22 protein-coding genes, 1 pseudogene and 2 riboswitches are annotated in these 21,740 nt (G+C 42.4%); of the genes and pseudogenes, 18 read left to right on the top strand and 5 right to left on the bottom strand.

Annotated features, from left to right (window positions below):
• Positions 1–79 precede the first annotated feature (79 nt).
• The gene (locus AC3ISB_RS25995) at positions 80–1,042 is read right to left on the bottom strand and encodes a LacI family DNA-binding transcriptional regulator (protein ID WP_098371500.1); all 963 of its coding nucleotides are present in this window, start codon (positions 1,040–1,042) and stop codon (positions 80–82) included.
• Between the two features lie 709 nt (positions 1,043–1,751).
• Here AC3ISB_RS25995 and AC3ISB_RS25990 point away from each other — a divergent pair.
• The 5 genes from AC3ISB_RS25990 to AC3ISB_RS25970 all read left to right on the top strand — a co-directional run bounded on the left by AC3ISB_RS25990 (position 1,752) and on the right by AC3ISB_RS25970 (position 6,575).
• Complete coding sequence (locus tag AC3ISB_RS25990) at positions 1,752–2,675, top strand: metal ABC transporter solute-binding protein, Zn/Mn family (protein ID WP_489274949.1); 924 nt, start codon at positions 1,752–1,754, stop codon at positions 2,673–2,675.
• A 12-nt stretch (positions 2,676–2,687) separates the two neighbouring features.
• On the top strand, positions 2,688–3,443 hold the full coding sequence (locus AC3ISB_RS25985; protein WP_076368189.1) for a metal ABC transporter ATP-binding protein: 756 nt from the start codon (positions 2,688–2,690) through the stop codon (positions 3,441–3,443).
• Positions 3,444–3,450: 7 nt separating this feature from the next.
• Positions 3,451–4,377, top strand: a complete 927-nt coding sequence (locus AC3ISB_RS25980; protein WP_098371498.1) for a metal ABC transporter permease — start codon at positions 3,451–3,453, stop codon at positions 4,375–4,377.
• Entirely contained in the window at positions 4,374–5,255 is an 882-nt protein-coding gene (locus AC3ISB_RS25975; RefSeq protein ID WP_098371497.1) for a metal ABC transporter permease, read from the top strand. The genes AC3ISB_RS25980 and AC3ISB_RS25975 overlap by 4 nt, the downstream gene beginning before the upstream one ends.
• A gap of 147 nt (positions 5,256–5,402) precedes the next feature.
• Positions 5,403–6,575 carry an FtsW/RodA/SpoVE family cell cycle protein gene (locus AC3ISB_RS25970; protein WP_480339342.1) on the top strand — a complete coding sequence of 391 codons (1,173 nt, stop codon included), beginning with the start codon at positions 5,403–5,405 and terminating at the stop codon, positions 6,573–6,575.
• A gap of 82 nt (positions 6,576–6,657) precedes the next feature.
• On the opposite strand, the gene AC3ISB_RS25965 is transcribed toward AC3ISB_RS25970, so the two are convergent.
• The gene (locus tag AC3ISB_RS25965) at positions 6,658–6,993 is read right to left on the bottom strand and encodes a spore coat protein (RefSeq protein ID WP_095394034.1); all 336 of its coding nucleotides are present in this window, start codon (positions 6,991–6,993) and stop codon (positions 6,658–6,660) included.
• Between the two features lie 13 nt (positions 6,994–7,006).
• Positions 7,007–7,288, bottom strand: coding sequence for a hypothetical protein (locus AC3ISB_RS25960; protein WP_489274945.1), 282 nt, complete (start codon positions 7,286–7,288; stop codon positions 7,007–7,009).
• A gap of 146 nt (positions 7,289–7,434) precedes the next feature.
• Between AC3ISB_RS25960 and AC3ISB_RS25955 the strand changes: the two genes are divergently transcribed.
• Positions 7,435–8,352, top strand: a complete 918-nt coding sequence (locus tag AC3ISB_RS25955; protein ID WP_141992862.1) for a proline dehydrogenase family protein — start codon at positions 7,435–7,437, stop codon at positions 8,350–8,352.
• A gap of 49 nt (positions 8,353–8,401) precedes the next feature.
• Here AC3ISB_RS25955 and AC3ISB_RS25950 read toward each other — a convergent pair whose 3' ends face one another.
• A complete protein-coding gene (locus AC3ISB_RS25950) occupies positions 8,402–8,536 on the bottom strand; it encodes a YuzL family protein (protein WP_072273724.1) in 135 nt (44 codons plus the stop codon).
• A 206-nt stretch (positions 8,537–8,742) separates the two neighbouring features.
• On the opposite strand from AC3ISB_RS25950, the gene AC3ISB_RS25945 reads away from it, so the two are divergent.
• The 11 genes from AC3ISB_RS25945 (at position 8,743) to AC3ISB_RS25895 (ending at position 20,576) form a co-directional block, all read left to right on the top strand.
• A complete protein-coding gene (locus AC3ISB_RS25945) occupies positions 8,743–11,127 on the top strand; it encodes a 3-hydroxyacyl-CoA dehydrogenase/enoyl-CoA hydratase family protein (RefSeq protein WP_489274943.1) in 2,385 nt (794 codons plus the stop codon).
• 73 nt (positions 11,128–11,200) lie between these two features.
• On the top strand, positions 11,201–12,379 hold the full coding sequence (locus AC3ISB_RS25940; protein ID WP_489274942.1) for an acetyl-CoA C-acetyltransferase: 1,179 nt from the start codon (positions 11,201–11,203) through the stop codon (positions 12,377–12,379).
• A gap of 69 nt (positions 12,380–12,448) precedes the next feature.
• Entirely contained in the window at positions 12,449–14,236 is a 1,788-nt protein-coding gene (locus AC3ISB_RS25935) for an acyl-CoA dehydrogenase FadE (RefSeq protein WP_098371491.1), read from the top strand.
• A gap of 142 nt (positions 14,237–14,378) precedes the next feature.
• Positions 14,379–14,735: an arsenate reductase family protein gene (locus AC3ISB_RS25930; RefSeq protein WP_063234020.1), complete on the top strand. Its 357-nt coding sequence runs from the start codon at positions 14,379–14,381 to the stop codon at positions 14,733–14,735.
• Between the two features lie 95 nt (positions 14,736–14,830).
• Positions 14,831–15,214 (top strand): glycine cleavage system protein GcvH, encoded by a 384-nt coding sequence (gene gcvH, locus AC3ISB_RS25925; protein ID WP_034310122.1) that lies wholly within the window; start codon positions 14,831–14,833, stop codon positions 15,212–15,214.
• A 92-nt stretch (positions 15,215–15,306) separates the two neighbouring features.
• Positions 15,307–15,672, top strand: a complete 366-nt coding sequence (locus tag AC3ISB_RS25920; RefSeq protein WP_048688210.1) for a toprim domain-containing protein — start codon at positions 15,307–15,309, stop codon at positions 15,670–15,672.
• Positions 15,673–15,675: 3 nt separating this feature from the next.
• Positions 15,676–15,984, top strand: coding sequence for a thioredoxin family protein (locus tag AC3ISB_RS25915; RefSeq protein ID WP_098371655.1), 309 nt, complete (start codon positions 15,676–15,678; stop codon positions 15,982–15,984).
• A 145-nt stretch (positions 15,985–16,129) separates the two neighbouring features.
• Positions 16,130–16,236: riboswitch (SAM riboswitch) on the top strand.
• Between the two features lie 99 nt (positions 16,237–16,335).
• Positions 16,336–17,646 carry an O-acetylhomoserine aminocarboxypropyltransferase/cysteine synthase family protein gene (locus tag AC3ISB_RS25910; protein WP_181762202.1) on the top strand — a complete coding sequence of 437 codons (1,311 nt, stop codon included), beginning with the start codon at positions 16,336–16,338 and terminating at the stop codon, positions 17,644–17,646.
• Between the two features lie 116 nt (positions 17,647–17,762).
• Positions 17,763–17,875: riboswitch (SAM riboswitch) on the top strand.
• Between the two features lie 153 nt (positions 17,876–18,028).
• Positions 18,029–19,063 carry a methionine ABC transporter ATP-binding protein gene (locus AC3ISB_RS25905; RefSeq protein WP_076368177.1) on the top strand — a complete coding sequence of 345 codons (1,035 nt, stop codon included), beginning with the start codon at positions 18,029–18,031 and terminating at the stop codon, positions 19,061–19,063.
• Positions 19,056–19,724 (top strand): methionine ABC transporter permease, encoded by a 669-nt coding sequence (locus AC3ISB_RS25900; protein WP_076368176.1) that lies wholly within the window; start codon positions 19,056–19,058, stop codon positions 19,722–19,724. The genes AC3ISB_RS25905 and AC3ISB_RS25900 overlap by 8 nt, the downstream gene beginning before the upstream one ends.
• A 15-nt stretch (positions 19,725–19,739) precedes the next feature.
• Positions 19,740–20,576: a MetQ/NlpA family ABC transporter substrate-binding protein gene (locus AC3ISB_RS25895; protein WP_480339345.1), complete on the top strand. Its 837-nt coding sequence runs from the start codon at positions 19,740–19,742 to the stop codon at positions 20,574–20,576.
• A gap of 112 nt (positions 20,577–20,688) precedes the next feature.
• Here AC3ISB_RS25895 and AC3ISB_RS25890 read toward each other — a convergent pair.
• Positions 20,689–21,029, bottom strand: a pseudogene (locus tag AC3ISB_RS25890) (IS5/IS1182 family transposase); the annotation flags it as partial.
• 454 nt (positions 21,030–21,483) lie between these two features.
• On the opposite strand from AC3ISB_RS25890, the gene AC3ISB_RS25885 reads away from it, so the two are divergent.
• Positions 21,484–21,636, top strand: a complete 153-nt coding sequence (locus tag AC3ISB_RS25885; RefSeq protein ID WP_481374256.1) for a YuzK family famiily protein — start codon at positions 21,484–21,486, stop codon at positions 21,634–21,636.
• Positions 21,637–21,740 lie beyond the last annotated feature (104 nt).

The following is a 21,740-nucleotide window of genomic DNA, read 5'->3' as shown; positions in this document are numbered from 1 at the left end:
GGTTATTTTTTCCTAGTTAATGAATGATGGGCAAGGAAGATTTTAAATGACGATATACCAAAATAAAGCAATGTGATAACTAAACGGTCCTCCTTTTTATAAGGGCGTAGTCCAGTTTTACATGTTTGACCACTTCAGGATTCTCAAATAGGTCCACTGCCATTTTCCCAATCCATTCCAGCGGTAAGGAAATGGTCGTGATGTCGAGCATTTCACTCAGGCTATCATTATTGAAACCGAGAATGGCCACATCTTCCGGGACCCTTATACCCGATTTCTTAGCGGTAAGAATGAAGCCTGCCGCCGTGTCATCATTCGTGATGATGATGGCTTCAGGTTTATCTATCATCGAATTCCATTCCTGAAACAATTGTTCACCGTCTTTGATGTGATAACTGCCTTCAAACAGCCATTCTTTATTGTTTATCAGTTGATGTTTACTCATGATATCGTTAAAGGCCTTTGTACGATGGGAACTATTTCTGCTCTTTTTACGGCCGAGGCTGTATCCGATTTTCTTATATCCTTTAGCAATCACGTACTCAAGGGCACAGGAGAAAGCTGCATAATGATCAATGCTGATGGATGAGAATTCAGCCTGGGCTGTATCTTCACATAAAATAATCGGTCCGTATTTTTGATAATCCAAAAGGATTTTCATTTCCGAAATCCTTGAACAAACGATAATGCCATCGAGCTGCTTCATTTGCAGCATATTAAAAGCCTCGATTTCTTTCTCTCTGTCATAGTTTGTTTGAAAGATGACGATATGACAGCCAATTGCATTTGCCTGTTTAGTGATTCCGTTAACGATTGCCCCGTAATATGGGTGATTGTTGAAGGGGATGATGATGCCGATAAGATTTGTTTTACCTTTTGAAAGATGAATGGCATTTATGTTTCTCGTATAATTCAAACGATCGATGGCTTCTAAGACGCTCTTTCTTTTATCGGGGCTTACATATGGATGATCATTCAATACACGGGACACTGTTGAGACAGATACACCGGCACATTGAGCTATTTCTTTAATATTTGTCATGGTATCACCGTTTTTTCTTTTTTTATATTGTACAGTATGAAACCCATTTCAGGGCAAGAGAACAGTGCGGGGCTGCTGAAGATTTCTCAAATAAGGTCTTGTTCTGGTATGGGTTTCATCCTTTAAGATTGTTTTAAGTCTTAGAGGAGGAGGAGATCATGATGTTCCAAACTTTAATCACCCTTTTTGTGCTTTGCGGAATCGAATTGGGATTTGCTTACTTGGCAATTTCCTTGAAAAAATGAGTGGCAATGCACATGGAATGCGTGAAATCCGCGTTTACTCGTGAATTTTGGCACTTTACTCGTAAAATTCACACATTTACTCGTGAATTTTGGCACTTTACTCGTAAAATCCGCGCATTTACTCGTGAATTTCACACCGTCCCGAAATAGCCCCCATAGTTTATATTCACCATTAAGACCCCACAATATAATATAACTTCAGCGTTAGTTTCATGTACGGAATGACTGACTGTCAGGAAGCTCCCTAGTGGAGCTTCCTGACAGTTTTTTGCTGTGTGTAAAAGTCATTGTCCTTTTTTGAAATGTTTGAAAAAATAGTTTCACTTTTTTTGTATATTTGTGTATAGTATAAAATAAGTTGTGCTCGGGAAACTTTTTAGCCTTTACGACAATGTAAAAAAATTTACACTTAATTTTGCACATGGCAAACTATTTTAGAAAGATGAAAAAGGGAGGGAATATGGATGGGTTTTCTGAAATCTATTGGGAGCGTGCTTGCTGCATTGCTGATTTTAACGGGGTGCGGCAATGATACGGTCGAAAGTGATAAAGGCAATGGTAAGTTGAATGTCGTTGCAACAACGGGAATGATTGGAGATTTGGTTGAGAATATCGGCGGTAAACATGTCGAGGTCACCAGTTTAATGGGTCCGGGAGTCGACCCCCATCTATATAAAGCGACGCAGGGTGATGTTAAGACACTGGATTCGGCTGATATGATTTTTTATAACGGTGTGCACCTTGAAGGGAAAATGACGGATATATTTGAAATGATGAGCAAGGATAAACCGACGATTGCCGTAACGGAGGACTTCAAGGAGAACCAACTTCGCAAAGTGAGTGCAACGGAACATGATCCCCACGTATGGTTCGATGTAAAGCTTTGGATCGTTGCGGCGGAGGCAGTTAAGAAAGAATTGATTGCTAATGATCCGGACCATGAAGCAGAGTTTCGTGAAAATTATGAAGAGTACGTCCTGCAATTGGAGGAACTTGATAAATATGTTCAAGACGAAATTAATAAAATACCAAAAGATCAACGGGTGCTCGTTACGGCACATGATGCTTTTGGGTACTACGGTCAGTCTTACGGACTTGACGTAAGAGGTCTCCAAGGGATCAATACATTATCGGAATATGGATCAAAAGATGTGACGGACATGCGGAATTATCTTGTGGAGAACAAAATTAAAGCGATTTTCATTGAGTCAAGTGTACCAAGGAAGGCCATCGAGGCTGTCATACAAGGAGCAGGTAAGCAGGGGCACAAGGTGGAAATCGGCGGTGAATTGTTCTCGGATGCCATGGGTCAAAAAGGGACGGAAGAAGGAACGTATATCGGAATGGTCCGTCATAATACCGACACAATCGTCCGTGCTTTGAAATAAGGGGGAGAAACTATGAATCTAGCAGCTTTGAAGGTCGAGAATTTAACGATTGCTTATCATAAGAAGCCGGTTGTCGAAGATGTCTCATTTGAGGTGCCGGAAGGGAATTTAATCGGTATCATTGGTCCCAATGGAGCAGGGAAGTCCACATTGATAAAGGGGATACTCGAATTGATCCCCAAAATATCGGGGCAAATCACAATAAAGGGTTCTACTTATAAATCGATGAGGAAGAGTATCGGCTATGTACCACAACGGGAGTCAGTGGATTGGGATTTTCCGACCAACGCACTCGATGTCGTGATGATGGGCAGATATGGTCATCTCGGATGGCTGAAGCGACCAGGTAAGTCCGAAAGACAGAAGGGGATGGAGTGCCTGGAAAAGGTGGGGATGGCTGAATACGCTAACCGTCAGATCAGCCAGCTATCAGGTGGACAGCAGCAACGGATATTCCTGGCCCGTGCATTGGCACAGGAAGCGGATATTTATTTTATGGATGAACCGTTCGTAGGGGTGGATGCCGCAACAGAGAAAGCAATCATACAATTGCTGATGGAATTGAAGGAAAAAGGCAAAACCGTTCTGGTTGTGCACCATGATCTATCCACTGTGAAGGAATATTTCGACTGGACGATGTTATTGAATAAAAAGGTGATGAAAATAGGTCCGACGGAGGAAGTATTCATTCCCGAACACTTACAGGCAACATATGGAGGCCGCCTAGCGATACTATCAGACACGAAGTCCGGCCTTTTATTAAAATGAGGTGTACATGATGAACATACTGGATATTATTACTGATCCAAATACAAGGTGGATATTGCTTGGCACGATGTTCCTCGGATTAAGCAGCGGGGTCATCGGCAGCTTTGCCTACCTCAGAAAGCAGTCTTTACTTGGCGACACGCTCGCACATGCAGCGTTACCCGGTATCTGTGTCGCCTTTATGTTAACTGGAGTGAAATCCACTTCCTACTTTCTAATAGGTGCTGCCCTGGCTGGCTTAGTGGCTGTCTTCTTGATCAGTGTGCTAACGAGATACAGTAAGATCAAGCAGGATGCGGCCTTGGGAATCGTCTTATCTTCCTTCTTTGGCTTCGGAATTGTCATGCTTACACAGATTCAGCAGAGTGAGTATGGAAACCAGAGTGGATTGGATACTTTTTTATTTGGGCAGACGGCGTCAATGGTCATGTCAGATGTATATATGATGATGACGGTTTCCTTTATTCTCATTTTCACTTGTACCGTATTTTTTAAAGAGTTCAAATTACTGTCCTTTGACCCTGGGTTTGCTAAGGGGATGGGATTGCCGGTTGTTTTTCTGGATTATTTCATCATGATGCTGATCGTGGCAGCTGTGGTGATCGGTATCCAGGCTGTAGGCGTCGTATTGATGGCATCTTTACTGATCACGCCTGCGGTTTCTGCGAGGTATTGGACTGAGCGGCTGCATATCATGGTCATCCTGTCTGGTATATTCGGAATGTTGAGCGGTGTGTCTGGAACGTTGATCAGTACATCGGTCAATGATTTGCCAACAGGACCGTTAATTGTCTTATCCGCGACGGTATGGTTTTTCTTTTCCATGCTTTTTGCACCTAAACGTGGACTGCTTTCATCTATATGGAGAAGGGTATCGACGAAAAAGAAATATTCTCTAGAACAGAATAGAAGGAAAGGGAGCCACTCATCATGAATGATTTTTGGATTATTTTAGTCGGAGCATTGGTGGCGAGTGCTTGCAGTGTATTAGGATGCTTTTTGATAGTCAGGAAAATGACGTTGATTGGGGATGCCATCAGTCATTCCGTTTTGCCGGGAATCGTATTGGCATTTTTAATAACCGGGACTCGTGACTCTGTTCCGATGCTGATAGGGGCAGCTGCTCTCGGTTTGCTCACCGTATTCTTGATCCAGCTTTTCCAATCGTCGGGCGTTCAATCTGACGCAGCGATCGGGATTGTATTCACTTCACTTTTTGCAACGGGGATCGTACTCGTGAGCTTGTATACGCAACAAATAGATTTTGACCTGGAACATGTCCTTTATGGAGAAATAGCCTATACTCCCTGGAACACGATGACAATCGCGGGAATCGAAGCTGGACCAAAAGCTGTTTGGATTGTCGGCAGCTGCTTTATCCTGAACCTCATACTGATCTTCCTTTTCTTCAAACAGTTTAAACTCGTGTCATTTGATCCATCACTTGCGGCTGCAATGGGAATTCCTGTACTGTTCTTTCATTACTTATTGATGAGCCTCATTTCACTGACAACTGTAGCTTCTTTTGATAGTGTAGGTTCCATTTTAGTAGTTGGAATGCTCATCATACCTGCGGCGACGGCCTATCTGCTCTCAGACCGTTTAAGCCGCATGATATTGGTCAGTATCGGGGTCGGGTTGCTAAGTTCCGTCATCGGCTACTATTCAGCCACCATTTTGGATGCCTCGATATCAGGTTGCATGGTGGGATCGGCCGCCATATTATTCGGATTGGCCTTTCTCTTTTCCCCAAGCCATGGATTGGTCAGCAGATTGCTGAAACGGAGAAAATCAAAGGAATCACATGCATAGTTCCCCCTGCCTACAGGCTTCTTGGAAATAACTCCATGAAGCCTGTAAACAATTCTTCGATATAGTTGTGATTTTATTTGTTTAAAGTATAATGAATAAGTGTATTTATAGATGTATCGCAGGAGCCTTTTTAAGGGAGAGTTAAGTATGGAAGAACAAAATAAATTTTCATCTCGAATAGATTTTTCTTTGGTCACAATATTGCTGTTATTATGCGTTGGAAGTTGCCTAGCAATCTATAGTGCCCAAACGACTGGACAGTACGCTGAAAACTTCTTAATGAAACAAATTTTTTGGTATATAGTGGGGATTGGAATCGTATTAGGGTTCATCACACTGGATTCGGACCAACTGAAAAAAATCTCTTGGTATGCCTATGGATTCGGATTATTTTTGCTATTTTTGCTGATCATTATGCCAAGTAGCATCGTACCTAATATTAATGGTGCAAGAAGCTGGTTCGTCATTCCGGGAATCGGTTCGATTCAGCCATCGGAATTCATGAAGGTTTTCCTGATTTTGGCTCTAGCCAATGTCATATCGAACCATCATCTCAAAAACACGCTGAAAACGATTCAAACGGATATCTGGCTGCTTATTAAAATCGGTCTTGTGACCGGTGCGCCCTTATTGTTAATCATGCAACAGCCGGATTTGGGTACCTCGCTTGTCATCATGTCAATCATGCTCGGAATGATTTTCATATCAGGGGTAACATGGAAGATCCTGCTGCCGATCGTATCGGGAGGAATTGTCGTCGCTTCCACGGTCCTGTACTTTGTACTTTGGAAGCCGGAAATCCTGGAAAAATACCTAGGGGTAAAATCCTATCAATTCGGCCGTATCTATTCTTGGCTGGATCCTTATAATTATGCCAGCTCCGAAGGATATCACTTAACCAGATCCTTACTGGCCATCGGCTCCGGTCAGACAACGGGCAAGGGAATCGGTTCGAGGGAAGTGTATTTGCCTGAGAGTCATTCGGATTTCATTTTCAGCATCATCGGTGAAGAATTCGGCTTCATCGGATCAAGCATCATTATTTCCTTGTTTTTCCTATTGATTTACCATATAACAAAAACGGGAATGGACACGAAAAATAACTTCTATACATATATCTGTGTTGGCGTTATAAGCATGTTGACGTTCCACGTTTTTCAAAATATCGGCATGACTGTAGGCCTTTTGCCGATTACGGGGATTCCGCTTCCATTTGTCAGTTATGGAGGAAGCTCGCTAATGGGGAACATGATGGCCATGGGCTTAATATTCAGCATTCGGTATCACTATAAGAAGTATATGTTTTCAACGGATATCTAAAAATAAAGCCGGCCCCCCATGGGCCGGCTTTACTTGTAGCACAAAAACAAAAGGAGCAGAATCCACCCCCCTGAATGTTTGCTTATTGAATGTTCGTTCCAGATGGAAATTGATTTTTATAACCGGAAAATTGTTGATACGATTGGCCTAAACTGGTTGCTTGCGCCTTTTCTAAACTATACCAGCCTTTTTCGAACATAAGGTTATAGAGTTCTCGCTGCATTTCCTGATTTTCTTTGGAAACGGAGAAAATGTCTTGGAATAATGCTTGGTTACTCATTTCATGCAGGGCAACGGAAAGGGAGTTACAAAAGTACTTTTCAGTTGTGAGCATATCATTTATAAAATCCCTGTCATTCATTTGCGGTGTCTTTGCCACGGGAGATTCAGGGTTTTGGACTTTGTTTTCATTGGGCATCAAGAACCCTCCTTTACTGGTATTGTTGTTGAACCTGGTTTTGATCCGGGTTCAAATGTTTCAAAATGGTTTCGTAATGGCGTTGATGCATGAGTCCGCACCGATTTAACGCATCAATGATTTGCGGGTCCTTGCATTGAGTGGCAAAAAAATGTGCTTTTTTAACCGCATTAAGATTCCATGCAAGCATATCCGTTAAGTATAAGCTATCTTTCACCGAAACCATTTCCGGCGGCTGTTTCATAAAGCCGGTGGACTGCTGTAGGCTGTTAAACGAATTTTGCTGTTCCATCATTCTACCTCCTTAAGTGTTCTTTAAACGAGCTTAATTTTCCCTTCATGAATTTTTTTTATTCTTGATTCTAAATATCTGAAAAATGAATTAAATGGTAAAATAATCTTGTGCATCTATTTTCCAAAATGATTTGGAGGGGAATGCAGATGGAAAGAGTTTTGAAAAATCTATTCCTTTTTTTATCAAAGAATAAAGGCATGACAAAGGCAGCGAAAAAATACGGGCTGCGGTTTGGGGCATCTCGTTTCGTGGCAGGGGAATCCTTGGATATGGCATGTGAAGTGATTGTAGATCTTAACCGGAAAGGGCTTGCTGTCACCATTGATTATTTAGGTGAATTCATTGAAGATGAACAAGAAGCAAGGAAGATGGCAGATGAGTGCATCGAAGCGATCCGCATGATCGGCACAAATGAACTGGATTCACAGTTATCCCTGAAGCTGACCTCAATGGGCCTGGATGTGTCCGAACGAGCCGTAATGAATAACATGCGGAGGATCTTAGATGAAGCTAAGGCCCATCGTGTTTTCGTGACGCTTGATATGGAAGATTTTCCTCGCTGTCAGCCGACTTTGGATGTATTCAAAAACCTTAAGTCTGAATATAATGAATTAGGGACTGTCATCCAAGCTTATCTGTATCGGACTGAGAAGGATATTGAGGAACTGGATGCATACCAGCCGAATCTAAGACTTGTTAAAGGAGCTTATAAAGAACCGAGGGAAGTGGCCTTTCCCGAGAAAAAAGATGTGGATGAGAATTTCAAGAAAATCATCAAGAAGCATATGCAAAATGGCCATTACACAGCCGTTGCCACACATGATGATAAAATCATTGATTATACGAGGGACTTGGTCAAAGATCAGGGAATTCCCCTGGATCGTTTTGAATTTCAAATGTTATATGGCATCCGCACTGAAAAGCAGCTTGAACTTGCTAAAGAAGGATATAAGGTAAGGGTGTATGTTCCATATGGTACGGATTGGTATGGATATTTCATGCGCCGCCTTGCGGAGAGACCTGCCAATATTGCTTTCGTTTTAAAAGGCCTATTCAAGAAATAGGAAGCGAGAGCCGCCCCGGAGAAGGGACGGCTGCTCAAATTAAGAAGGATTATCTTTTGAACTGATTGTTCTGGCTGTTCACTTTATTGATTCCATGTTGACGTTCGGCGCCAGGTCCGGCATTGCCTTTAACGCTTGCTGCGCTTACGGCTGCTTTAGAAGGATTATCTTTACGCTTCATTATATAGGTCACCTCCTACCCAGTTATTTTTTACTGAACGGAGGAGAAATAACCTAAAGAACCCGGAGAAAAAAATTTTTTTTCCTGTTTAATCATTGCGGAATTTCCAAATATATTCTATATTAGTAATAAGAAAAAATATTCAAAATTTTTTTAAATTAAAAATGAATGAGCATTCATTCAATAAATTGCGTAAGGGGGATATAAACTTGGTTCGACAAATACGAAAGGCTGCTGTTCTAGGGTCAGGAGTTATGGGATCAGGGATTGCTGCACACCTTGCTAACATCGGCATTCCGACTTTATTATTGGATATTGTACCTCGTGAACTCACTGAGGATGAAAAGAAAAAGGGACTTACATTAGATAATAAACAAGTGCGTAACCGCACCAGCCAAACTGCGATTACGAAACTTTTAAAACAGAAACCAGCTCCGCTTTCGGCTAAGGGAAACATTGCGTTGATCGAGGCGGGAAACCTGGAAGATGATATAAGTCGTTTAAAGAATGTCGATTGGATCATCGAAGTGGTCGTTGAGAAGTTTGAGGTTAAGCAAAGTGTGTTTGCCCAGGTTGATCAGCATCGTAAACCGGGAAGCATCGTTTCATCGAATACATCCGGAATCTCAATCGAAGCGATGGCAGAAGGCCGTTCGGAGGACTTTCAAAAGCACTTCCTGGGAACCCACTTCTTCAATCCGCCGCGTTATCTTAAATTGTTGGAAATCATCCCTACTAAAGCAACTTCACCAGAAGTGCTCGAATTCATGAAACGATTCGGCGAAGATGTACTGGGAAAAGGTGTCGTCGAAGCAAAGGATACCCCTAACTTCATCGCAAACCGCATTGGAACTTATGGTTTATTGGTCACTTTGCGGGAAATGCAAAAAGGCGGATACAGTGTTGGTGAGGTCGATTCGGTTACAGGTCCGTTGATTGGAAGGGCAACTAGCGCTACTTTCCGGACACTTGATGTAGTTGGATTGGATACCTTTGCACATGTTGCCAGAAACGTATATGACCAGGTGGATGGAGAAGAAAAAGAAGTTTTCAAAATACCTGATTTCATGAATGAAATGCTTAAGAATGGGTGGCTTGGAAGCAAGTCAGGCCAAGGTTTTTTCTTGAAAAAAGGCAAGGAAATCCTTGAACTGAATCCCGAAACCCTTGAATATGATGCACGAAAAAGATTAAAAACGCCTTCCATCGAAATGGCTAAACAGGCCAAGGGCTTGGAAAATAAAATGAAAGCGCTTGTTTATAGCGAAGACCGTGCCGGCCAATTACTTTGGAATGTTCTGAATCCAGCGCTTGTGTATTCTGCCCAGCTGCTTGGGGACATCGCGGATGACATCGTGGCGATCGATCAAGCGATGAAATGGGGCTTCGGATGGTCCACAGGTCCCTTTGAAACCTGGGATGCGATAGGGATAGAAAAATCGGTAGCCCGAATGGAAGCGGAAGGCATCACCGTTCCGCAATGGGTGAAGGATATGCTCGCTAAAGGAATCACTTCTTTCTATAAAGAAGAAAATGGCATTGTTCACTATTATGATGATGGTGAATATAAAGAACTTGTCGAAAATCCTAAAGTGATCAATCTTAAAGCGATCAAGAAGCAAAAAGGCGTAATCAAGAAAAACAGTGGTGCAAGCTTGATGGATATCGGCGATGGAGTGGCTCTTCTTGAATTCACTTCACCGAATAATGCAATCGGTCTGGATATCATACAAATGATCAATGCGGCGGTCGACGAAGCGGAAACGAATTTTAAAGGCCTGGTCATCGGAAACCAAGGAAAGAATTTCTGTGTAGGCGCTAATATTGCAATGATGTTGATGGAAGCGCAGGATGACAATATTTTTGAACTCGATATGGTCATCAGCCAATTCCAAAAGGCGATGCTTAAAATTAAGTACAGTGCAGTTCCCGTAGTGGTTGCCCCGTTTAATATGACACTTGGCGGGGGTGCTGAAGTGTCACTTCCGGCAGCCCGCATCCAGGCAACGACTGAAACGTATATGGGATTAGTGGAAGCTGGCGTAGGTTTAATCCCAGGCGGCGGCGGGACTAAAGAACTTTATGTGAAGACGTTGAAGAATATGCCGAAGGGCGTTGACTTCGACTTACAGAAAGTGGTTAACCAAGTATTTGAAATGGTCGCCATGGCAAAAGTTTCGACCTCAGCCGAGGAAGCGAGAGAGAATAATTTCCTTAATTCAGCTGATGGAATAAGCGTGAATGCGGATCATCAGCTATATGATGCGAAACAGGCGGTACTTTCCATGCATGAACAAGGTTATACCGCTCCAGCCCGCACAAAGATCCCTGTCGTAGGTGAAACTGGCTATGCCACACTTCTATTAGGGGCGGAATCCATGCGCCTTTCAGGATTCTTATCAGATCATGACCTTGTCATAGCCAAAGAGCTTGCATACGTCCTGGCAGGAGGAAAACTCCCATTTGGCACGGAAGTAGATGAACAGTATATCTTGAACCTAGAAAAACAGGCATTCCTAAAACTGATTTCGACTCCGAAATCCCAGGCAAGGATGCAGCACATGCTTGTTAAAGGTAAACCGCTCCGTAATTGATGAATAGATGAAGATATGGCAAAAAACGAAGATTAATAGATCGATAGCTTAAAAATGAGTAAGGGGGATCCTCATGAAAGAAGCGGTAATAGTAGCTGGAGCAAGGACTCCGGTAGGAAGAGCGAAAAAAGGTTCTCTTGCTAGTGTACGTCCTGATGATTTAGGGGCTCTTGTTGTAAAGGAAACGTTAAAGCGGGCAGGTAAATATGAAGGCACCATAGATGACCTGATTATCGGTTGTGCAATGCCTGAAGCGGAGCAAGGATTGAACATGGCGCGTAACATTGGAGCATTGGCAGGATTGCCTTATACAGTACCGGCCATAACGATTAATCGTTACTGTTCAAGCGGGCTGCAAAGTATCGCTTATGGAGCGGAAAGAATCATGCTTGGCCAAAGTGATACAGTCATTGCAGGCGGAGCGGAATCCATGAGCCTTTTGCCAATGATGGGCCATGTAACACGTCCGAACGCGAGACTTGCGGAAACGGCACCGGAATATTATATGGGCATGGGTCACACTGCTGAAGCCGTTGCAAAAAAATACGGCATTTCCCGTGAAGATCAAGATGCATTTTCTGTTAGAAGTCATCAAAAGGCGGCTAAGGCCATTGCAGAAGGAAAGTTTTCCGATGAGATCGTACCGGTTGAAGTGACCCTCCGTTCAGTGGGACCAGATCTTAAATTAAAGGAAAAATCATTTACTTTTACACAGGATGAGGGTGTTCGTTCAGGCACGACCGCTGAAGTGCTAAAAAAACTAAGACCTGCATTCTCTGTTACAGGATCCGTAACAGCTGGGAATTCATCACAAACGAGTGATGGTGCAGCCGCGGTCATGGTCATGGATAGGGAAAAGGCCTCTTCATTTGGGATGAAACCGATGGGTAAGTTCCGTTCCTTTGCTGTAGCAGGAGTACCGCCTGAAATTATGGGCATCGGTCCAATTGCAGCCATTCCTAAAGCTTTGAAGCTAGCGGGTCTTGAGTTATCGGATATTGGTTTATTTGAATTGAATGAAGCCTTTGCTTCCCAATCCATTCAAATTATCCGTGAGCTCGGATTGAATGAAGAGATTGTCAATGTAAATGGCGGAGCCATCGCCTTAGGCCATCCACTGGGATGTTCGGGAGCAAAATTGACATTAAGCCTGCTTCATGAAATGAAGCGCAGAAACCAACAGTTCGGAGTCGTGACAATGTGCATCGGCGGCGGAATGGGTGCTGCTGGAGTATTTGAATTATTGGCGTAATCCCACGCCTCCCGGAAGCTGTCATGCTTCCGGCGGGTTTACCATCTTAAATACTTAGGAGGAAATGACATGTCAAATCAAACTACAGGTAGCCTCATTAAAGGCGGAGCCTTTTTAGTGGAAGATATTACGTATGATCAAGTGTTTACACCGGAAGATTATTCTGATGAGCATAAAATGATTGCCAAAACTGCCGAGGATTTCGTAGTGAATGAAATTCTGCCGCAGGTTGAACATTTAGAAAACCATGAATTTGACCGTTCCGTTAAATTACTGAAGCATGCAGGAGAAATCGGTTTACTTGGTGCTGATGTTCCCGAGGAATACAGCGGATTGGGTCTTGATAAAATCAGTTCGGCATTGATTACGGAAAAAATGGCGCTTGCAGGCGGGTTCGGAATTACACATGGTGCACATGTAGGTATCGGGTCATTGCCGATCGTATTATTCGGGAATGAAGAACAAAAGAAAAAATACCTCCCTTTACTGGCAACGGGTGAGAAGATTGCTGCGTATGCCTTAACGGAACCAAGCTCAGGTTCAGATGCCTTGGGAGCAAAAACGACGGCGAAATTGAATCCAGAAGGAACACACTATATTTTAAATGGTGAAAAACAATGGATTACAAATGCAGGTTTTGCAGATGTCTTCTGTGTATACGCCAAAATCGACGGCGAACAATTCTCCGCTTTCATTGTTGAGCGTGATTATAAAGGCGTATCAACTGGTGCTGAAGAGAAGAAAATGGGGATCAAAAGCTCATCCACACGTACATTAATACTTGAAGACGTACATGTACCAGTCGAAAACCTTTTGGGTGTAGCCGGAAAAGGGCATGTCATCGCTTTCAATATCCTGAATATCGGCCGCTATAAATTAGGCGTCGGTGCGGTCGGCGGATCTAAACGTGCCCTTGAGATTACAGCTGCTTATACGAATCAACGTCAACAGTTCAAAACGAAAATTTCCGATTTTAACTTGACGAAAGAAAAACTTGCAACAATGGCAGCTAAAATTTATGCAGCAGAAAGCTCTGTATATCGCACCGTTGGCCTTTATGATCAAAGACAAAGCAAATTGACGGATGAGCAAGTGAAAGATGGAAAATCAATGGCGGCTGCAGTTGCTGAATATGCCATTGAGTGTTCATTGAATAAATTCTTCGCTTCCGAAGTATTGGATTATGTTACGGACGAAGGCGTACAGCTTCATGGCGGCTATGGTTTCATGCAGGAGTATGAAATTGAAAAAGCATATCGCGATTCACGTATTAACCGGATCTTTGAAGGTACAAATGAAATCAACCGATTGCTTGTCCCGGGAACTTTCCTGAAGAAAGCACTTAAAGGGGAATTGCCGCTTCTTCAAAAAGCTCAAGGCCTGCAAGAGGAATTAATGATGATGATGCCGGAAGAACCTGGCGATGAGCCACTGGCACAAGAAAAAATGCTTGTTAGGAACGCTAAGAAAATCGGTATTTTGGCAGCGGGCCTAGCGGCACAGAAATACGGCAAAACTCTTGATCAAGAACAAGAAATCCTCTCTAACATTGCTGATATCGCATCCCTTGCCTATGCAGCTGAATCCGTGGTATTGCGTACGGAGAAAGCCATTGCATCTACAGGCCTGGAGAAGAACAAACAAAAAGTGCTTTACACTGAAATCTTCGTTCAGGAAGCTTTCAATGAAATAGAACAGCATGCAAAAGAAACGTTAATTGCGGTGGAAACAGGCGATACTCTTCGCATCATGCTTTCGTCGCTCCGCAAGCTGACAAGACACAATCCGATCAATGTCATTGCGAAAAAACGTGAAGCTTCCGTCAAGGTAATCGAAGCGGAAAAATATGCTCTGTAAGCAATGAATCAGAATCTGTAAAGGGAATGCCCGTTAAGGCATTCCCTTTTATTTACTTTGATGAAATCGCATTGGAAATTCAAAAGATATTTCGTTGTATTGCTTGCTGAAAACGGGTATTCTATTGATAGGTGGTGAAATGATGGGCTTAACATTATATTGGTACCCAAAATGCGGCACATGCCGTAACGCGAAGAAGTGGCTGGATAATCATGAACTGCAATATGAAGCGATCCATATAGCGGAAAATCCGCCTTCGCGAACAGAAATTGAACAACTATATAAAATCAGCAATTTGGAATTGAAGAAGTTTTTCAATACTAGCGGTCAAAAATATCGGGAGCTGGGCTTAAAGGATAAGCTGAAAGAAGCTTCTGAAGCAGAAATGCTTGATATATTGTCCACGGATGGCATGCTTCTGAAAAGGCCGATTGTTACAGATGGCACCAAAGTGACGGTAGGTTTCAAAGAAGAGCAATTCGAACAGGTTTGGAACTGAAATTTCACAAAATATTTGGTTAATTCCTTACTTAAACAAACAATCTACCTTATAATGTAATAGATAAAATAAGATGTACATATGGAGGGTTAATAATGACAACAACACCAAAAGAACTTCGTTACACTAAAGAACATGAATGGGTCAAAACGGAAGATGGAACAGTGCGCATTGGGATTACAGCTTTCGCACAGTCCGAGCTTGGGGACATCGTATTCGTTGAGCTTCCGGAAATCGGCGATGAATTGAAAGCGAACGAACCATTTGGAAGTGTTGAATCCGTTAAGACCGTTTCTGAGCTTTATGCACCTATCAGTGGCAAGGTTGTTGAAGTAAACGAAGATTTAAGTGACAACCCTGAATATGTAAATGAGTCTCCTTATGAAAAGGCATGGATGGTCGTGCTTGAACCATCTAATAGCAGTGATATTGAAAACTTGATGAGCGCTGAAGAGTATGAGAGTTTAATCAACGGTTAAATAGAAGGAGAGGGGGGACTGAAAAGGCCTGCTCTCTTTTTCATTTTGTACAGTGGCAGTTGCGCACATAATTCGTGAGATGGAGTGATGACATGGAGTGGGGCGAATTCGATAAAGTGATCATTGTAGAAGGCAGTTCCGATAGAAGAAAAGTTGCCTCCGTTTTAAATGAAGATGTGGAAATAAGATGTACGAATGGGACCATATCATTAACTAAGCTGGATGAATTAGTGGATGAATTGATGGATCGTGATGTTTATCTCCTTTTTGACGCAGATGAATCAGGAGAAAAGCTGCGGAAGCAGTTCCGAAGGGAAATGCCGGAAGCGAACCACCTGTATATTAATAAAATGTACAAAGAAGTGGAAAGCTCACCCGAACATCATATCGCAACTGTGCTACTATCTGCCAATATGAATGTGAAAATGAAATTTTTAAGTCAAAGGGTGAACGACTAATTGATGCAGGAATGGAAAGAAGAAGAGTGTAAGCTTGCTGTTGAAAATGGGGAAACCTTTTGCTTATATTTATATACGCCTTTATGCGGCACTTGTCAGGTTGCATCCAAGATGTTGACGATATCCTTGGAGCTGTTTCCAGAATTGAAGGCAGGTAAAATGAATATGAACTATGTCCATGCAATTGCCGAATCATATGAAATCGAAAGTGTGCCTTGTTTATTGCTTTTCAAAAAAGGAAAGCTGCACAAAAAAATATATGCCTTTCAATCCGTTCCTTATTTGTACGGATTGCTTAAGGAAATCAGCTAAGAAACCAATCAGAACCGTGGTTGGTTTCTTTGTTGCGGACATTTGAACGCGAGATCGGAATTAAACAAAGAATATTCTAACAATTTATTGACTGATTTATTCTAAAATGCTATATTTTGAATTAAGTAATGGCAGAATTTAATAGTTCTTATCAAGAGTGGCGGAGGGACTGGCCCGACGAAGCCCGGCAACCGGTATAAATTTTATATACGGTGCTAATTCCAGCAGAGTGTTGGCTCTGGTAGATGAGGTGTGTTCTTGAGACCTCTTCTTGTTGAAGTGGTTTTTTTGTTTATAAAAGGCCAGATATCATATAATTCCAACTAAATCCATAGAAAAAGGTGAAATCATATGTCAGGGAAAAAGTTGCGTTTCGAAACATTGAGTGTTCATGGCGGTCTGCAAGCTGATGAAACAGGTGCACGTGCAGTTCCTATTTACCAAAGCAATGCATATTTGTTCAAAGACACCGACCATGCAGCGAATTTATTTGGCCTAAAGGAGAATGGCTATATATATACACGGCTTCATAATCCCACGGTCAGCGTTTTTGAGGAAAGAATGGCCTTATTGGAAGGCGGTATCGGCGGGTTGGCAACAGCAAGCGGAATGGCTGCCATCTCACTTTCAATCCTGAACATTGCCGCTGCAGGTGACGAGATTGTTTCAGCCTCTACATTATATGGCGGTACGTATAACCTTTTTGAAAATACTCTTCCCAAGTATGGGATCAAAGTGAAGTTCGTTTCTCCCGATGACCCTGAAAATTTCAAAAGGGCGATTACGCCAAGAACTAAAGCCATTTTTGCCGAAACGATCGGTAATCCAAGTTTGAGGGTGCTTGACATTGAAGCGGTAGCGAAAATCGCCCATGAAGCCGGCATACCTTTAATCATTGATAATACCTTTGCAACACCGTATCTTTGCAGACCAATTGATTTTGGCGCGGACATCGTCATCCATTCCGCTACAAAATGGCTTCTGGGAAATGGAACGACACTAGGCGGTGTCATCGTGGATGGAGGGAAGTTCGATTGGAACTCGCCAAACTACCCTGGCTTCACGGAGCCTGACCCAAGCTACGACGGTCTTGTATACGCCGAGGCAGTAGGACCTGCCGCATTCATAACGAAAGCCCGAGTTCAGTTACTTCGAGACTTAGGCCCTGCGCTAAGTGCCCAAAGTGCATTCCAGTTTACGCTTGGACTTGAAACGCTGCATGTAAGGATGAAAGAGCATCTATCAAACACCAAGTCTGTCATTAAATATTTAAAAAACCATCCTGCCGTGACTTGGGTTTCGCATCCTGGTGATGAGGATCATCCCGATAAAGCCCTTGCGGATAAATATTTACCTAAGGGAGCCGGGTCTGTCGTGACTTTTGGAATACAAGGTAATCGCGAAGCTGGGGCAAAACTTATCAATTCGGTGGAATTATGGTCCCATGTGGCGAATGTAGGGGATGCGAAGAGCTTGATCATCCACCCAGCCAGTACGACCCATCAACAATTGAATGAGGCGGGTCTTGCGAAAGCGGGTGTGCGCGCCGATCAAGTCCGTTTATCCATCGGGATTGAAAATGTAGACGACTTAATAGAAGATTTGGAGCAGGCAATTGAAAAAGCGACGAATATCGTTTCCTTGACTTCCAAAACGCTTTAACCAAAGTTCCTGTCATTCTTGAACTAGAAATAATATACATTGCGCTCCTTTTTTATCTATGATAAAATTTCTCCATACTAAAGAACTTAATGATGTACAAATATTCTATATATTAGCTCTTATCAAGAGAGGTGGAGGGATGTGCCCGATGAAACCCGGCAACCGACAAGGAGATTTCCTTGGAAAGGTGCCAATTCACACAAAGTTTAATTACTTTGGAAGATGAGAGAAAGGCCTGTTTCTTCACCTGCCTTTCTGCTCATGCAGAAAGGTTTTTTCTGTTTTAATGAGGAAAACATGTGCATGATATGAGAAACAGACTAATAATGTAGAGAAATCAACTAAGTTCATAGGTTTTATTGGATAAAAGAGGTGAGGATTAATGATTACATTGACGAAAGTCAGTAAGCTGTTCCGAACAGGAAAAGGAAACAGTGAGACGATCAAGGCTGTAAATAATGTGAATGTTGAAATAAATAAAGGTGAGATTTTCGGTATCATCGGATACAGTGGAGCGGGGAAAAGTACTTTGATCAGAATGCTCAATGGATTGGAAACTCCTACAGAGGGATCCGTTGTGGTGGCTGAGAAGGAAATTTCAAAAATTAAAGGGGCTCAGCTACGTAAGGCCCGTCAAGAAATCAGCATGATTTTCCAACATTTCAATCTATTATGGTCAAGGACCGTTCAGGAAAATATTTCTTTCCCATTGGAAATTGCAGGAGTTTCTAAAACTGAACGGACCAAGCGTGTGAACGAATTGATCAAGTTAGTCGGACTGGAAGGCAGGGAAAAGGCCTATCCTTCACAATTAAGCGGAGGGCAAAAGCAAAGGGTGGGAATAGCCAGGGCTCTGGCAAATAACCCTAAAGTGCTGCTGTGTGATGAAGCGACATCTGCCTTGGATCCGCAGACTACCGACTCCATACTCGAATTGCTTGTTGACATCAATCAGCGCCTAGGATTGACGATCGTCTTGATAACACATGAAATGCATGTAATACGTAAAATCTGTCATCGCGTCGCCGTAATGGAAAACGGGCAAGTTGTTGAACAGGGTCCTGTCCTGGATGTTTTCAAGAATCCTAAAGAACAAATGACGAAGCGTTTCGTGCAGCAGGTAACGGAACCAGAAGAAACGAAAGAAACGATGGACCATTTGCTCGAACGTTATCCTGCAGGCAAAGTGATTCAATTGACCTTTGTAGGTGATCATGCAGAAAGCCCGTTGATCACCAAGCTTGTACGAAACTTCGAGTTGGATGTCAATATCGTTCAAGGTAAGATATCCCAAACAAGAAGCGGTTCATATGGAACATTGTTTATCCATCTTGATGGCACAGAGGATGAAATGCTCCGCGCAATCGAATTCATTAAAGCACAGCAGGTAGGCGTGGAGGTGATTACTCATGCTTGAAGAATTATTGCCGAATATTGATTGGGAAGACATTATTGAAGCAACGAAAGAAACGCTCTACATGACAAGCGTCTCTGTAGTGGCAACCTTTTTTATAGGCATAATATTAGGATTGATCCTGTTCCTGACAGGGAAGGGTAATATGTGGGAAAACCGGGTAATCAACGGGGTCATGAGTGCTATCGTTAATATATTCCGTTCCATTCCATTTCTTATTTTGATCGTGCTGCTCATTCCTTTCACTAAGGCACTTGTCGGTTCAATGATCGGAGAGAACGCTGCATTGCCGGCACTTATTATCGGTGCGGCCCCATTTTATGCGCGTATGGTTGAAATCGGCCTGCGTGAAATCGATAAAGGTGTAATTGAAGCCGCTAAATCTATGGGGGCAAAAACGAGCACGATCATTTGGAAGGTCCTTCTTCCAGAGTCGATGCCTGCCCTTATTTCAGGAATTACGGTAACATCGATTGCATTGGTTGGATATACCGCAATGGCCGGGGTCATCGGCGCAGGCGGACTTGGTAATCTAGCCTATTTGGACGGCTATCAAAGAAATCAAAATGACGTTACGCTTGTAGCGACGATCGTTATTCTAATTATCGTCTTCATAATTCAAATTATTGGAGATGTGATTACATCTAAATTGGACAAAAGATAAAAGGAGATGAATAGGATGAAAAAGTTTTTAGGATTTGCATTAATTTTAGTGTTATCTATCGCTTTGGCTGCTTGTGGAAGTGAAAAGGATAAAAGCGGCAGTGATACAGAAAAAGAATCGAAGAAATTAGTTGTAGGGGCATCTAATGTTCCGCATGCTGAAATCCTTGAGGAAGCTAAGCCGCTTCTTAAAGAAAAAGGAATCGAATTGGAAATCGAAACATTCCAGGACTATGTTTTACCGAATAAGGCGTTGAATGATAAGGAATTGGATGCTAACTACTTCCAACACATTCCTTATTTAGAAGGGCAAATTAAAGAAAATGGATATGACTTCGTCAATGCTGGCGGAATTCATATCGAGCCGATTGCTCTATATTCACAAAAATATAAAAGCATTGATAAACTTCCGGAAGGCGCAACAATTATTATGAGCAGCTCTGTTGCTGACCACGGACGTGCGTTATCTCTATTAGAAAAAAATGGCCTGATTACATTAAAAGAAGGCATCGATAAAACGACAGCTACAACGAAAGACATCGTTGAAAATAAGAAAAACCTTAAATTCGATGCTGATTATGAAGCGGCCCTGCTTCCTAAAATATATGAAAGCGGCGAAGGCGATGCTGTTTTGATCAACTCAAACTATGCAATCGACGCTGGCTTGAATCCATTGAAAGATTCAATTGCGATTGAAGATTCCGAATCACCTTATGTGAATGTCATCGCAGTAAACAAAGGCGATGAAAATAAAGAAGAAATCAAAGCGCTTGTAGAAGTGTTGCATTCTAAAAAAATTCAAGATTTCATCCTTAAGGAATACAAAGGTGCGGTTGTACCGGCGGATAAATAATTCAAGAATGGCGGCCTGATTTAATTCAGGCCGCAGTTTGTAAACAAAAAGGTTCCGGAATGTTCTCATTCCGGAACCTTTTGATTTTTTATTGGATTTGAAGCAGTTAAAGCGATTTGTACTCACGATAGCCCTCTTTATTTGTTGTTGAGTGCCGATGGGCAGAGATAACAACCAAAACGCTCATATTACAAATAGGCATGGTTGCGGAAGAATATTTCTTTTGTTCGAGGACGTGTACAGAGTAAAGCTGGTGTTTTGTTAGTTGCATCTGCGTCAACCAGCTTCAGGTTTTCCAACTTTCTTAATCACTTGTTCAACCAGATGCTCTTAAGAAACGACTATCATGAGTATTTCCGGGTGTTACTATCGTCCTCAACACAAATCCGTTACGGTCTGTCGCAGCATAAATGAATAGGCAAACTGTTTTGTTCGTTCAGCTTTTACATAATGCGTCGCTCATAATTTTTTCCGAACTTAGAAAAGTGAGGCACTTTATCATGGAAACCTTAACCGGCATGGAACGAATAAAGACTGTAGGTGAAAGTGATTCTATCTGATTGTTTAGTCTTAGTGGATTGGAACGGAAGGTACGAGACTCCTGCGGGAAAAGCGAGTCAAGGGAGACCCCGCAGGCGCAAAAGCGCCGAGGAGGCTTCCGGACCGCCCGCGGAAAGCGAGTGCCTGAAGTGGAAAGTAACGTTTAAATTTTGAAAACCTAAAAACTAAAAAACTGTAGATAAACTCATTGATCAACCAGTTTGTTTACAGTCTGCGGCCTAATTTAATTCATTTCATGTTTAATCAGAAAAGTAAAGGGTAAGAGATAATGAAAGCATTAAAATGATACACAAATTTGAAAGGATGGTTCACTATCAATACTCTAGATTTAAATGTAACAAGCGAAATGGAAAAGGCGATGCAGTCTTCACATGGGGTTGGCTACAGTGAGTACAGTAGAAACTTAGACCTCCGTATCGAGGTCGAGAAAGAACGGGATAGGGAACATGTAAAGTGCAATAAAATGGTCCAGGACCTACAACGCAAAATTCACGGATAAGCATATAAAAGAGTTCTTTAAAAGATCGGTCTGTAGAGGTAAAATGGAAAGTGGTCCATAAATAAGGGGTGCCTTATTGGATAAACTTACATAATGCCTGACAG

The sequence above is a fragment of the Peribacillus sp. GL_122 genome, from assembly GCF_057835005.1.
The sequence above is the reverse complement of the archived record's forward strand: the minus strand, read 5'-3'. Positions and strand labels throughout refer to the sequence as shown.